This is a genomic window from Bacteroidota bacterium, assembly GCA_039111535.1.
In the GTDB taxonomy this organism is placed as follows: Bacteria; Bacteroidota; Rhodothermia; order Rhodothermales; family JAHQVL01; genus JBCCIM01.
Genome location: JBCCIM010000167.1, coordinates 1 through 14246, shown reverse-complemented (window position 1 = coordinate 14246; position 14246 = coordinate 1). Strand labels below are relative to the sequence as shown.

Sequence of the window (14246 nt, the reverse complement as noted above, 5' to 3'; positions counted from 1 at the left end):
TGGCAAACAGATTCAGTTGACCCGTTAGCTTCAAAGCAGGATTTTGAAGACAACACGCTGGTAGATGCAACCTATGACCTTGCCGGCAAGCTTTGGACGGTACAGCGGCCGACTTCCTCAAGTACATCAGCGAACTTCCAATTGCACGAGTGGGTGATTCAGGGAGATTCACTGGCTCCTATCAGGCAGTTTGACTTAAACCCTAGCCCTGACATCTCTACTTCTGGCGCAAGCTTTAGCATGTCCGGTCAGCGGCTTGCCACTTATCCAACATCTATGGGTGTACACGAAGTTTGTATCTGGGATGTCAGCACAGGTACGCTTGTTAAGTGTATTTCAACAGGCCCCGAACCCGCCGAGATTCTGGGCGTGCAGCTCGATATAGCCGCCAACCGCATCGCAACCATCCTCAGATTTGATGCTCAAGGCGCCCTAATAGCAAGAATACAGGACATTGCATCCGAGCAAGTGATTATCCAGGTTGATGCACCTACAGCTATTTCTGGGGATTTGCAGCATGCAATGTTGACGGATTTTGGACAAACATCCATTTTTGATCTCGGTGAGCAGTGGCAATCGTTGTATGCTGAGTAGCTAATAGCGATGGTCTGCAGGAGGAATGGCTCTTTTTACCAGGCTTCTTGATCGGTTGACGCCTTCCCAGCCAGTTGCTTAAGCATGGTAGTTGATCCGCCGTCTTTTCCAATCTCAACAAAGCCCAGTCGCAGATACAGATTTTTTGCAGGATTGGGATCAGAGACACTGAGACTGATGGCCACATGGTGTTGCGCTGCTTCGCGTAAACACTGTTTTAGTAGTCTGGTACCGATCCCTTTGCCTCTAAAGCCAGGCAACAAAGCGATTGATAGTTCAGGAATGGTAACATCTACAAAACCATACCCCTTGTCTTCCCCCGTCCAGCATCGCAACCAAACCGCGCCTATAGATTTGCCTTCCACTTCAGCGACAAAACCGGCATCGCCTTTATGCTGCATCCAATCTGCTACGTAGCGTCGAATGTCCGGCTGCTGTAAGATGTCGCGCGCCGGCAGCGGTTCTCCCGGCGCCACGTAAATAGCATGGTAGAGGATGTCCAACAGAAAGGTGTGATCATCTCCGGTAAGCGGACGAATGTGTACATTCGGTAGAGTCATGAAAAAGGAATAGCCGATTAGAATAAAAAAACCATGTAACTACGTGCTTTCTGCGTGCCACCATACGCATTCACACGCCCTGACTAATTACAAGGTATACAAAAAAAGCCCTCCGGACGTATCCGGAAGGCTTTGGGGAGGAGGGCTGCTTGCAGCAACTTAGTGCTTAATCTGGGGCAAGCGGACCACCTGTCCATTAGGAAGCACGGCGATTAAGCCAAAAGGCGGTTTGCTTCCTAACAGGCCTGTTGCAAGCACGACCGCGGCGCCACCACCGAGGTTGCGTAGGTCTGCTTTGAAAGAAGCAGCCGTAGCGCTCTGGTCTGCAAGCGTTACATCGAGGAAATATTTCTTGGCCGGCACATCTACGTAGCCCTGGAATTCACCAAAGGAGATGTCATCGACCAGCGTTGCAACATCGCGGGCTACAACGTCAACCGTAGGTGCGTTGGCGGAGCCGTGGAAAGCGAGGAGCGAAACAAGATCATGATCGCCAGATTCTTTTTTAGCCGGCGCATAAGGGAAGAGGTCAAATGCAGGGCCATCACTAAGCACGCCTGAAGCAACAACCACGTAGTACTGATCTGGCTGCAGATCAAAGTGGAATGTTGCAATCGCATCTTCCACGCTCTTGCTGTTACGCGGAGCGATGGCTACACTCAAATCCGTTGGTAACGCGACAAACGGGATTGCGCGGCGGAATTTGAAGTTGTCGATGGCAAGTGCGCCATTTACATATACATCTACGAAACGCGCAGCAGGATCAGAAGAATTATGAATGACCTGCACCATAGCCGTTGAACTGCTTGAAGCAATGCTTTTAACAGCGGCCGGCATTGTTGTGAGTTCTTCCGCTGCTTCAACTTCAGCATCCGGAGAAACGACTGTATCGCTACACCCAACAACGAGCAAGGAGAGGGCGATCAGGAAAAAATAAAAAGTTTTCATTTTGTTGATTCGGAATGCGGGTTTGGGTTACGCGTTCACCGGGGGTGACGCAGACAAGTAAACCGGGGGAGAAGTCAGAATGGCCATTCCGTGTCTGACACCAGCTTTTGCATGATTGGCCTTATCGACAAAAGCAATGTGTTAGACTGCTCATAGAACACGCAATTTTTCTTTTATGCACAGCGGCTTCCTTTTTTTTATTTTGGGCCGGCATCGTAAACCAAACCACCCCACTATGCGTCACGCCCGTCTTGTCTCAGTATTTCTTTTCCTGGTCTTACCCGTTTTTTTCCTTATGCATTGCGCATCCCCACAATCCGACGCTCCGCTACGTGATGCCCCCATTGCGTTGACCTGGCAGGTCGAATCACACCTCGAGGTACCCAACACCTTCACGTCAACACTCACCCTGACCAACACAGACGCAGCACCCCTTGGTGCATCAGGCTGGACCATGTACTTCAACTTCATCCGGCTGATTGACACGGCAACGGTATCCGACCAGGTGAAAATTACGCACATCAATGGGGACTTCTTTAAAATGGAGCCCACCGAAAACTTCCCTGCGCTTGCACAAGGTGAGGCAACCAAAATTACATTCCGGACTGCATTCTGGGCTGTTAAAAAGTCAGATGCGCCCGCCGGGTTCTATATGGTGTATAGCGATATGGATGGCAACGACCTGCCACCACAGCCCGTGAGCAATTACACGGTTGGGGCATTCGAAACGGCAGCACAAACCATGCGCTCCCCGGCCGACGTACTCCCCGTGCCGACGCCAACGTCTCGATACCGAGACAACGCAACCCTGACCCTCATAGATGCAGCAGAACTCCCACCCGTTGTCCCAACTCCCAACACGTGGTCGCGCGGGACAGGGACATTCGAGGTATCTGCCAGCACGTTGATTGGCCATGACCCTGCGCTTGAGAAAGAAGCAGCACACCTTGCAGCAGCGCTCGGACAGGGGCTCATTAGTACGCCAACTACCGCAGCGACCGAAACGGAGGCCCCCATTCAGCTGTCAATGGATGCTGGCATGGCAGATGACAGATCAGGCGCTTATGCGTTGTCGATTTCAGACACGGGCGTTTCCATTGTTGGTGTAGATGCTGCCGGGGTTTTTTATGGCATCCAGTCGTTACGCGCGCTTATTCCCGTTGATGCCTTTAATAATCCTGCTGATGCGTTTGCGTTGCCCACCATGGAGATCAGTGATGGGCCTCGATTCCCCTACCGTGGGCTCCATATTGATGTGTCCCGTAATTTCCATACCAAAGAAAGTATTCTTCAAGTACTCGACTTGATGGGTTTTTACAAACTCAACAAATTCCATTTCCATCTAACAGATGATGAAGGATGGCGCCTCGAAATTGACGGCCTGCCTGAACTCACTGAAGTAGGCAGCCGGCGCGGGCACACGCTCGATGAATCAACACACCTGTACCCTTCGCTCGGCTCCGGACCCGACCCGGATGTATCCAACGGCACAGGATACTACACACGAAAAGAGTTTATTGAGATACTCCGCTATGCAACGGATCGACATATCGAAGTAATTCCAGAGATCGACGTACCCGGCCACGCACGCGCAGCCATTCGGTCAATGGAAGTACGCTACAACCGCCTTTCAGCCGAAGGCGATGAGGAAGCAGCGAGCAGGTACCGCCTTGCACATCCGGCAGATACATCCACCTATGCTTCCGTACAAATGTGGAACGACAACGTTATCGATGTCTGTCAGCCGTCTACGTATGCATTCCTGGAAAAAGTAGTTGATGACGTTGTTGCCATGTACACAGAGGCCGGCGTCACCCTTGAAACCGTACATATTGGCAATGACGAAGTACCGCACGGGGTATGGCAGGGCTCTCCAGCCTGTCAGGCGCTCAGCACCACTCAATACAATGACTACTTCCTCCAAAAAATGAGTGAGATGCTTACCAGCCGCGGCCTGAATCTGGCTGGCTGGGAAGAGATAGCGCTTACGGCAGACACGGCACACGGCAGCGCTATTAAAGTGCCTAATCCTACATTCCTGAATAGCAACTTCCGCCCCTATGTATGGAATGCAGTCTGGGGCTGGGGCTCAGAAGGTACAGCCTATACCCTCGCCAATGCCGGCTACCAGATTGTGCTATCCAATGCAACCAACCTTTATTTTGACTTTGCCTACGACAAAGACCCGGAAGAACCGGGATTTTACTGGGCCGGCTTTGTAAATACGCAGAAGGCCTTTGCTTTCAATCCTTTCAACCTGTATCAGAATGCACAGAACGCACTCTTTGGGCAGCCGATTGATGCGTCAACGGTTTACCGCGATTTCCCGCGGTTAACACCTGAAGGCAAACAAAATATCATGGGCATTCAAGGTCAGTTGTGGAGTGAAAGTGCAAAAGGTGCAGCACTGCTTGAATATCAGTTATTTCCGAAAGTACTCGGCCTTGCAGAACGCGCCTGGGCTGCTGCACCAGACTGGGTAACGATAGATAACGACGCAAGCCGTACCGCAGCCGAGTTCACCGGCTGGAATGTTTTTGCAAACCAGATAGGACAGTCCGAACTCCCCCGCCTCGATGCACTCTGGGGCATCAGATACCGTATCCCGCCACCAGGCATCAGCATGGATGGGGCTTCTACGGTGGCCAATGTGGCTTTTCCCGGCCTAACGTTGCACTACACCACAGAGAAGCGATTACCAACTGCAGAAGACCCGATTTACGCAGGCCCCGTTCCATTTATCGGGCAGATCAATGTCGCAGCGTTTGCTTCAAATGGCAGATCGAGCCGGCCGGCCTCGCTTGGTACAAATCCGCTCGGCAATTAGGAAAAAACAAAAGCCTCATAAAGCGGCAGAATTGTAAATAGAATATCACAAAACGTAATTAACTTGCAGCCCAACAGCCGGCGCCAAATTGCCGGCCGGGGAAATTCATCGTGTTCTCACAATTGCGAAGTCCCCTTCGCAGAATCTACATAAATTCGACCTAAACAAGTCAATTACGCGGTTTTACCGCTCCCGTCTACCTTTATCCTTCCCCTTCTGGAGCCCTCTGATAGCACACAAAGAGAACCTGCAAAAATCAACACCAGATTGCAGGTAAATGCGAAAGATTCTGTGACCAGTTCGTGACATGTCACGCGTTAGAATTCGCTAATTAATATGTGCGCCAGTAGCACCTGTTGACTGCTCATCATCAGGTGGCGGATAAAGTGGAGAAGAACGTACGGGGAAACAAATTCGGCCGGCCTATTGCATAGACTGCTGAATACACTAGATGCCCCTCAAATACCAAGCAATCTGCATTCTCAAAAGGAAAAGCCTACCTGTAAGCAGGCATTCCTTTCGGGCATACGTGTCACCAGGCGATACAGCTGCATGCTGCCAACAGGTCTGGCGAACACAAATTTAATACGCTGCGATTGGCAAGCTGCCCATACACGCTCCGTGCTGCAAGATGTCAGTTGGTATTTGAAGCCACTTTTACGAGCATCTACACATTTTTGAACACCTTGACCAGATTTGCAATGGATGTCCTGATAGGCATAACAACCTCTTTTGAGGATGGTGAACAACGGCTCAGCCACGCGTACGTACGCGCCGTGGAGCAGGCCGGTGGTACGCCTGTCGTTGTGCCCATGCTGGAAACAGCAGGTGCCATGGCAAAGATTGCACAATTACTGGATGGCCTCATCATTACCGGGGGGCCAGCCATCACAGCGGGACTTATCGGATCCCTTCCTTCAGACATCTCAGAAACGGCACCAGAAAGGGTCCTTGCGGACACTTTGATTGCGGATGCTATCGAGGCGGAGGAAAAACCGATTTTTGGTATCTGCTACGGCATGCAACTCCTGAATGCCCGTGCCGGCGGTACCATTTATGCCGATGTAGAAGCCCAGGTAGAGAAAGCATTTACACACAGCGCTAAACGTGGAGCAAAAATGCACGATATAGAAATAGATCGTTCGTCTGCGCTGTTCGATGCTTTGCGACAACAATCCGTGCGGGTCAATACAAGGCATATTCAAGCCATATCTAACGTTGGCGATGCTTTCCGAGTCACCGCAGTAGCTCCTGATGGAACGCCAGAGGCGATTGAAAACGCATCAGGATCTATCATTGGCGTCCAGTTTCATCCTGAAAACCTGGGCGACGCCATGCTCCCCCTATTTAAGCAATTCATCGAACGTGCGCGCAGAAAGCACCCGGAAAAAGCTTCACCTCTATAGCCCAATTGCCATGCCACAGCTTGTTTCATCAGTCATAGACTCTAAAAACTGGCAACGCCTTCGCCAGTTTACGTATCCGGCCCTGTGGTCCGCGATACTGATAGCCACTGTTTTCTTTATCGCCGGATTCGTTTTTTCCGGCGAGGCACAAACCATGGTTATGCACGTCATTGAGTCTGCCGAACCTGCAGATACTAAAGCAGAAGCAGAAGCGCCTGCACCAAAACCACAGGAATCAACTCTTTTCGCTTTGGTGGACCTCGAGAACCACCCTGATGCGTTGCACGGAGCCTACACGGCTGCACCCCTGATTTCGCTTGAGAAACACCCTGTACACGAAGCGCACCTGAGTGACTTCAGAGATTTACTCGATATTTATGTTGCCCGCCAATCTGACGACGACAACTTCACCGTTCGCGTAATTGACCGCCGGACAAGCGGCTTGCTCGAGCGATACACCCTGGAAGACTTGCGTCAGGAGTACCTCCAAACGGGTGAAGCCGATTGGGAAGCAATTGACGTGCTCCGGGGCAACATGAGCAGCCGGCTCATTGGCAAGTATCGCCGGCGCGGTGTACCCATGGAAGACATCATGGTTAAATGGGGCCGGCTCGATCAGGTAAAAGAAGCCCGTAAACGCGATGAACCCTTCATTGCTTATGAAATTGGCCTGTCGCGTTTACTCAACCTGAGCTTGCTGTCTACAGAACTCGGCACCGTTGAAACCTTCAACGACGACAAACTGATTTCAACGGTAGGTGCACGCAGTCGGTACCAGATTATGCCTTATATGCTCCGGCGATTTGGCATCTACACCTACGATCTATGGACACCCTCAGGTGAGACGGTCACCGTCAATGAAGACTGGCACCCGTTGCTCACAATGGAGGCTTCGTTTACCATTATCAAAGGGTACAGCAACGCCGTTGGACATGAAATTCCCGGTATCTCGGCTTATCATACCGGGCCGTTCAACATTTTCAAAATCTACAACAAGTACCTGACCAGCCAACAGGCCATGTTTAACCCTTCAGCTACAGTGATGGATGCCTATTTGTGGGCGCTCACCGAAGGGTTTGAAGATGTCTCAGAATCATCAGGTTTCCGGCAGTATTCGAGGAGCTACATCCCAACGGCATACGGCTCCCTGAAAGGGGCCGAGCTTATCCCTGTTGACACAGCGCGTACAGAATTGGTGGAACGCGTTCAATCAATTGAAGGTGAACGACTCTATCTAGCGGACCTCCTCGAAGCACTCAAGGCCTTTAATGAACGACTGGATTGGGGCCGTGCAGTTGCAGATACCTCGTACTACAACCGCTTCAAAGCGCTCAATCCACACATCGACTTGCCAGAGCTAAGTGCAGACGGACTTGTACCAGATGCCGGCAATGTGCTGCTCACTACACGACGCAGCAGCCGGCCAGTACGTTTCTTCCTTCCGGAAGGGGCTACAGGCATGCTGGAAAGCACCGGATTCAACAAACTGGACCCTGCGCTTACCTTTACCTTCAACCACGATACCTACACCCTTAGTGACGCCCAGGTAACCGTTTGGGACAAGCAGTACGAAGAACTGGTTGACGATATCAAACACTTCGGCTTCACCAATGAAAACCGCACCCGGCTCTACATCCTTACCGAGCGGTTTGAAAAGCTGTACGAAGCAGATGCCTCACATTATCGCGACCTGCAGCTACAAATCATCAAAATGCACAAGAACCTGTGGCGCACCCGCTACTGGAGCGAATTGGCGCACAATACGGCCGCTGCATCAGGCCGCGTGGAGGTGTCTACTCTACCGCCGGCGCCCATGGGATTAACCCAGCGTATTTCGTTTGATGCCCAGTCGGATACGCTAGCGCTCGATACAGCAACAGATTAACAAGGCTCAAACGCGCTTGTCTAAATGTAAAAGGGACGCCTGTTTCAGGCGTCCCTTTTGTGTATCGGCTATGTTATATCGGCTGAAAGCGTTGTTTTATGCCGGCGGCGGCACAGCGCGTTCCTTGTTTGCCCGTCGCATAAGGACTTCCTGGAAGCCTGAGTCGTACTCCCCTTCTTTGGGCTGATACAACGTATAGGTACCATCTTCGTCAAGCACCCAGGCTGAGCGGCGGTCCTTCAATGCTGCACGCAACGTTGAAATCAGGCGCTCTCGAATTTTTGTATCCTCAATTTCTGTTACAGCTTCCACCCGGTCATCCAGGTTACGACGCTGCCAGTCAGCACTACCAATAAATACCCGCGGCTGCCCATTCTGATAGAAATAATACACCCGGCTATGCTCGAGGAAGCGCCCGATGATACTGATCACCCGGATGTTCTCAGAAATCTTGGGTAATCCAGGCCGTAGCCGGCAGTGACCACGTACAATCAGTTCGATCCGTACGCCGGCCTGCGACGCGCGGTAGAGTTCCTGAATCATCTCAACGTCATCGAGGGCGTTCATCTGCGCCACAATATGGCCATTGCCATAACGCGCCTGGTTTTCCACCTCCTGGTGGATCATCGCGATAAACGCCTTCCGCATCGACTTTGGCGCAACCAACAGCTTTTCATAATGCTGATCAGCCACGTAGCCAGTCAACACATGAAACAGATTGATAATTTCCAGGCCGCGCGCTTTGTCGCACGTCAGCAAGCCCAGGTCGGTATAAAGCCGCGCTGTTTTTGGGTTGTAGTTGCCCGTGCCAATATGGCAATATGTGCGCAGCCCATCTTCTTCTTCCCGAACAACCAGCGTAATTTTTGTATGGGTTTTTAGCCCGACAAGGCCATAGGTCACATGAACACCCGACTTTTCGAGCATTTGCGCCCACTCAATGTTGTTCTCCTCGTCAAACCGGGCCTTCACTTCCACCAGTACGGCAACCTGCTTCTCCCGCTCAGCAGCCCGCATCAGGGCTTTAACAATGGGCGACTCGTCAGATGTCCGGTAAAGGGTTTGCTTGATTGCAAGTACCTTCGGGTCCTCTGCGGCGGCTTCTACAAAGTGCTGCGTAGTAGCCTTGAACGATTCGTAAGGATGATGCACAATCAGATCGCCATCACGAATCACCTTGAACACATTGGGCGCTTCCGGGGGATCTCCTTCTGGCCGCAGCCGGCGGGGAATCATCGGCTCCCAGGGTTCATATTGATGTTCGGGAACATTGAGATTGGCAAGGGCCATACACGCAGTATGATCAATCAGCCCATTTGCGGTCTCATACACATCCTCTGGCTGCAGGCCAAGCTCACGCATCAGTAGCAGCCGCACATGTTCGGGTGTTGCGCTCTGTATTTCGAGCCGCACCACAGAAGCGTAGCGGCGCTCGCGCAACTCCTCCGAAATCATTTCAATCAGGTCTTCCGCTTCTTCTTCGTTTCGGCGGATATCTGCATTTCGGGTAATCCGGAAAGGATACACCCCGAGGATTTCCATGCCCTTGAACAGCGCACCAATGTTATTGGCAATGACCTGCTCGATAGGAATGAAATGATGTTTTTCATTAACCGGAATCCAGCGTTCTCGGGTAACGGGCACCTTAATGCGGGCAAAATGCTCTGTTTTCTTTACCGGATGCCGCAGCATGACGGCAAGGGAAAGGCTAAGATTCGATATAAATGGAAAAGGGTGACCAGGATCCACCGCCAGCGGAGTAAGGATTGGAAATATCTTTTCCTGAAAATAATTGTTTACCGCTTCCCGCTCTTCTTTGGTCAGACTCCCGTAATCTTTAATAACCACGCCGGCCCGCTCTTCAATGGCAGGCTTGAGTTCGTTTTTCCAGACTTCTCCGATGGCATGATACAGCCCGGGCACGGCCTGGGCGATGAGCAAGAGCTGATCTTCCGGTGTACGGCCATCAGGCGAGAGCCGGCGTACGCCTGCAGCTACCTGCCGCTTGAGCCCGCCCACGCGCTTCCTGAAAAACTCGTCGAGGTTGGAAGAAACTATGGCAAGAAACCTGACCCGCTCAAGCAAGGGCACGCGTTCGTCTTTCGACTGAAATAATACACGCCAGTTAAAATCAAGCCAGCTCAATTCCCGATTGAAATACAGGCTGGCATGGTTCAAGTCGAGTTTGCGGGGTACGCGTTGTGCCTTCGTCGCATGCTCCAGGCCTGGTGTAGCCTCTTCAGCCGGACTTGCTTCCTCTATATTTCGGGGGTCATAAACAGACCCTACATGCTCTTGCAGATAGTTTGGTTCTTCACTCTCGGCTGCAATAATGTGGTATGCCGAACGGACAAACCGGTATTGCTGTGCTTTTACAGCTGTGGTGTTTACAGGCGAGAATCTGTTCGCAGGGGTTCGGACAAAAAACGCTACGTGCGGGTCATGCGTAGCGTTGCTCTATACGTAAGATCGTAAATTTTGAAGATTTATTTAAACTAAACATTCCAGTCGAGAAATTCTCGCCTTTCAATCTGGCGCTGTAAAGTTTGTAATGCCATCTGTTCCTGGAGGAGCTTATGTACGTTGGCACCTGACTGTTCAGCCCTGAATATCTGCTGTTTCATCTGCTCCATGGCATCTTTCACGCGATCCAGTTTCAACAGGGTCATGGCGCCGGCAGCCACTTCGTATGGATCTTCATTATAACGCGGGACGCTGATATTTTGCTTGCGGCTCCAGTTTTTGGAAAGTTCGTGGCGCTGCATGAGCACATCAGTTACCAATTCCCGCACCAGGTTGCCATGGGTGCCCTCAATCAACTTATCCTTGTTCACTTTGCCGTCATTATACATCGACAGAATAGCATCCACTGTTTTGCGAATTACGCCCGGGCTGAATTCATCAATCGACATGTTGCCCATGATGTGCTCTACAAGCGGATTGCCATGATCGAGCATCAGTAAAACCAGCATGCGCTCTTCCGGCAGTACAACCCCAGGCACCTCAACTTCAATGGGCGCCGATTCATCAGTATAGACAGAAGGCATCGGCGGCACCTCTTCAACTGGCTGCGACCGCGCAGTTGCTGGAGCAGCTTTAAGCATTTTACTCAGCTCACCAAACAGCTTGATATCAGGAATACCCAATACATGGCTTGCCCTTCGGATAAAAGGCTCATGCATGGTGGTATCGGGCATGCGCGCAATGGAATTAAGAATGGAGCGCGTCAGCTTTCCTTCCCCTTCCGGCGTTTGTAGCTGGCCACTGCGCTTTGCGAGTTCGTAAATAAACGCGATAAAATCTTTGCGCTGCTCTACCATATACGTTTCAAAACCTTCGGCGCCGTGGGCCCGGACATATGAATCAGGATCTTCGCCTTCAGGCAGCTCAAGGCCATACACGGTCATGCCCTGTGTCAACAACAGGTCGATCCCGCGCAAAGCAGCGGCAGCACCCGCGGAGTCGCTATCGTATAACACCAATACCTGGTTGGTGTACCGCTTGAGGAGTTTAATTTGATCGGGCGTGAGCGCAGTCCCGCTTGTTGCTACAACGTTTTCTATACCGGCCTGGAAAAGCGAGATAACATCCGTGTAGCCCTCAACCAGCAGCACTTGCTCCCGCTTCCGAATTGCCTGTTTAGATTGATGCAATCCATAAAGCACGCGTCCTTTGTGATAAACCCGCGTTTCAGGCGAGTTGATATATTTGGGCTGATTTTTATCTGCTGTCAGAATACGTCCGCCAAACCCTATTACCTTGCTCAGGTGCGAGAAGATGGGGAAAATGACGCGATTGCGGTATCGGTCGTAATAGCCAGACTTATCTTTGCGCGGGATAATGAGGCCGGCTTTTTCGAGAAATTGGACGTCAATTTTCTCTTTCTCGGCAGCCGTTAACAAACCATCCCAGGCTTCCGGGGCGTAGCCTAATCCAAATTTCTTGATGGAATCCGGTGAAAACCCGCGATTGGTGAGATACGCAAGGGCTTCTTCGCCTGATGGTTTCTGGGTTAGATGTTGATAAAAAAATCGGCCGGCAAACCGCAGGGCATGAAAAATGCCTTCAACTTCGGAGCTTTGTTTTTGCTGTTCGTGATTCTCAGGAATGACGATGCCAGTCTTCTGCGCCAGAATTTTCACCGCCTCGGGAAATTCGAGCGTTTCAATCCGCATCAAAAACTGAAAGACATTGCCACCGGCACCACACCCAAAACACTTGAAAATACCCAAACCCGGATTGACATTGAAAGACGGGGTTTTCTCTTTGTGGAAAGGACACAAACCAACAAAGTTGGTCCCGCGCTGTTTAAGCTGTACGTATTCCCCGACGACTTCTACTACATCGCTGGCAGCGCGAATTTCTTCTATTTTGTCTTCAGGGATATACATGCAAACGCAGGGCAAAGAAGGAACTACCTTAATAAAACGACGCCGGCGAATTAGGTTCTCCCCTGACCAAAAAACTACGCAGAAAAACTGCATAGAAAACCACTATCGGTTTTGTGCCCTTCCGGGTATGTCTGCCGTTAAACAGGAGCGTGACGATTAGCTCAAGCACGAGTTCTTCAATTCTTATCGCCCTGGACCAACAACACTTCCAGGCACACAAAAGCGCCCAGATCATTGGAAATCAAGATGACAAACCCGTTACCCGGTTGGAATACCCCTCCGCCCAGCCTGTCCCTTACTGCGGGTGATGTGCACGTTTGGCGGGCTTCTTTTCACGAACTCATGCCGCTGTTGCCGCACTTCAAATCGCTGATTTCTGTTGATGAACAGATGAAAGCGGGCCGGTACAGGTTTGAAGACAATCGGGACGAATACATCATAGCCCGCGGTCTGCTGCGCCATTTACTGGGCAGCTATCTGGAGCAAGCACCTCAATCTCTCCAGTTTTTTTACAATCCCTACGGTAAACCCGCCCTGAATCTTGGCACCGGCGAAAACAGACTGACGTTCAATCTCTCCCACGCCCACGGCTATATTCTGTACGTTTTTACACGAGACAGGGAAGTAGGCATAGACCTCGAACGCATCCGCCCCGAGGCTGCCCACGACGGCGTTGCTGAGCGGTTCTTTTCGAAACGAGAAGTGAACACCCTGCGCGCCTTGCCGAGGCACGCCCAACCCATCGGATTCTTCAATTGCTGGACGCGCAAGGAAGCGTACATCAAAGCGCGTGGAGAAGGATTAAGCATCCCACTAAACCAGTTTGACGTATCTCTTGTACCCGGCGAACCCGCCGCTTTGCTTGAGTCACGCGTAGATCCCGCCGATACCAATCGCTGGACACTTCAGTCAATCGACATGGGCACCCGATATATCGCTGCCCTGGCCGTTGAAGGACAGGGGTGGAACCTTACATGCTGGGATTGGCGACAATAGCGCTAGTTTCTTCAACAGGTCCTACTTCGGGCTTGTCGGAGCATTGGCAGGCATTTAGCGTCAAACCGAGCAACAGGCAGAAAGCGAGAAACAGGTTTTGCATTGTGTTTTGCTTAGACATTTGCATAGACTTTGGTGATTATTCACCTATTATCAGGTGAACTGGCTTGAATGTTTATTACATTAAGTAAGCACGCGGTGCAGTACGATGCTACATATGTCGTCTGCTGCAACCATACGTTAAACTAGCCTTCTCGTAACAAAAACCAATCTATTCGTTTCTCTTATCTGTTGAAGAGATGTTGAATTACCAATTTTGACCAGCAAGCAACGTGGACATTCTAGGTATTGATATTGGCGGTTCGGGCATCAAAGGTGCCCCTGTTAACACAGAAACTGGAGAGCTCATTGGTGAGCGTTTCCGTATTCCAACCCCTAAGCCGGCTACCCCGGAAGCGGTTTGTGATGTTGTAAATGAAATAGCGCAGCACTTCTCGTGGAAAGGCGCGATCGGCTGCACCTTCCCGGCGCGCATCAAGCGCGGGATCGCCCGAACAGCAGCCAACGTCGACAAGTCATGGCTCGGCACCAATGTCGAAAACATGATCGAACAGAAAACAGGCTGCGCTACCGTGGTAC

General features: G+C 51.2%; 10 protein-coding genes. 6 read left to right on the top strand and 4 right to left on the bottom strand.

Annotated features, from left to right (window positions below; genetic code table 11):
• A partial coding sequence (locus AAF564_20555) for a hypothetical protein (protein MEM8487954.1) occupies positions 1-594 on the top strand: 594 nt, incomplete at its 5' end.
• A 35-nt stretch (positions 595-629) separates the two neighbouring features.
• Here the strand turns inward: AAF564_20555 and AAF564_20550 are convergent.
• Both AAF564_20550 and AAF564_20545 read right to left on the bottom strand, forming a co-directional pair.
• Complete coding sequence (locus AAF564_20550; GenBank protein ID MEM8487953.1) at positions 630-1154, bottom strand: GNAT family N-acetyltransferase; 525 nt, start codon at positions 1152-1154, stop codon at positions 630-632.
• A gap of 159 nt (positions 1155-1313) precedes the next feature.
• Positions 1314-2102, bottom strand: a complete 789-nt coding sequence (locus AAF564_20545) for a DUF4397 domain-containing protein (protein MEM8487952.1) — start codon at positions 2100-2102, stop codon at positions 1314-1316.
• 235 nt (positions 2103-2337) lie between these two features.
• On the opposite strand from AAF564_20545, the gene AAF564_20540 reads away from it, so the two are divergent.
• The 3 genes from AAF564_20540 to AAF564_20530 all read left to right on the top strand — a co-directional run bounded on the left by AAF564_20540 (position 2338) and on the right by AAF564_20530 (position 8220).
• Complete coding sequence (locus tag AAF564_20540) at positions 2338-4929, top strand: family 20 glycosylhydrolase (GenBank protein MEM8487951.1); 2592 nt, start codon at positions 2338-2340, stop codon at positions 4927-4929.
• Between the two features lie 701 nt (positions 4930-5630).
• Positions 5631-6335 carry a type 1 glutamine amidotransferase gene (locus AAF564_20535; GenBank protein ID MEM8487950.1) on the top strand — a complete coding sequence of 235 codons (705 nt, stop codon included), beginning with the start codon at positions 5631-5633 and terminating at the stop codon, positions 6333-6335.
• Between the two features lie 10 nt (positions 6336-6345).
• Positions 6346-8220, top strand: a complete 1875-nt coding sequence (locus AAF564_20530) for a hypothetical protein (protein MEM8487949.1) — start codon at positions 6346-6348, stop codon at positions 8218-8220.
• Between the two features lie 96 nt (positions 8221-8316).
• Here the strand turns inward: AAF564_20530 and ppk1 are convergent, their stop codons facing one another.
• Positions 8317-10443, bottom strand: coding sequence for a polyphosphate kinase 1 (gene ppk1, locus AAF564_20525; protein ID MEM8487948.1), 2127 nt, complete (start codon positions 10441-10443; stop codon positions 8317-8319).
• A 272-nt stretch (positions 10444-10715) separates the two neighbouring features.
• Complete coding sequence (gene dnaG, locus AAF564_20520; protein MEM8487947.1) at positions 10716-12611, bottom strand: DNA primase; 1896 nt, start codon at positions 12609-12611, stop codon at positions 10716-10718.
• 246 nt (positions 12612-12857) lie between these two features.
• Between dnaG and AAF564_20515 the strand changes: the two genes are divergently transcribed.
• Positions 12858-13607, top strand: coding sequence for a 4'-phosphopantetheinyl transferase superfamily protein (locus AAF564_20515; GenBank protein MEM8487946.1), 750 nt, complete (start codon positions 12858-12860; stop codon positions 13605-13607).
• A gap of 332 nt (positions 13608-13939) precedes the next feature.
• The coding region (locus AAF564_20510; GenBank protein ID MEM8487945.1) for an ROK family protein at positions 13940-14246 on the top strand (307 nt) is incomplete at its 3' end.

What these genes read in the sequence shown, in the direction of transcription:
- AAF564_20550 (MEM8487953.1), bottom strand. Translation starts at nt 1,154, where the DNA reads ATGACTCTACCGAATGTACACATTCGTCCGCTTACCGGAGATGATCAC.
- AAF564_20545 (MEM8487952.1), bottom strand. Translation starts at nt 2,102, where the DNA reads ATGAAAACTTTTTATTTTTTCCTGATCGCCCTCTCCTTGCTCGTTGTT.
- AAF564_20540 (MEM8487951.1), top strand. Translation starts at nt 2,338, where the DNA reads ATGCGTCACGCCCGTCTTGTCTCAGTATTTCTTTTCCTGGTCTTACCC.
- AAF564_20535 (MEM8487950.1), top strand. Translation starts at nt 5,631, where the DNA reads ATGGATGTCCTGATAGGCATAACAACCTCTTTTGAGGATGGTGAACAA.
- AAF564_20530 (MEM8487949.1), top strand. Translation starts at nt 6,346, where the DNA reads ATGCCACAGCTTGTTTCATCAGTCATAGACTCTAAAAACTGGCAACGC.
- dnaG (MEM8487947.1), bottom strand. Translation starts at nt 12,611, where the DNA reads ATGTATATCCCTGAAGACAAAATAGAAGAAATTCGCGCTGCCAGCGAT.
- AAF564_20515 (MEM8487946.1), top strand. Translation starts at nt 12,858, where the DNA reads ATGACAAACCCGTTACCCGGTTGGAATACCCCTCCGCCCAGCCTGTCC.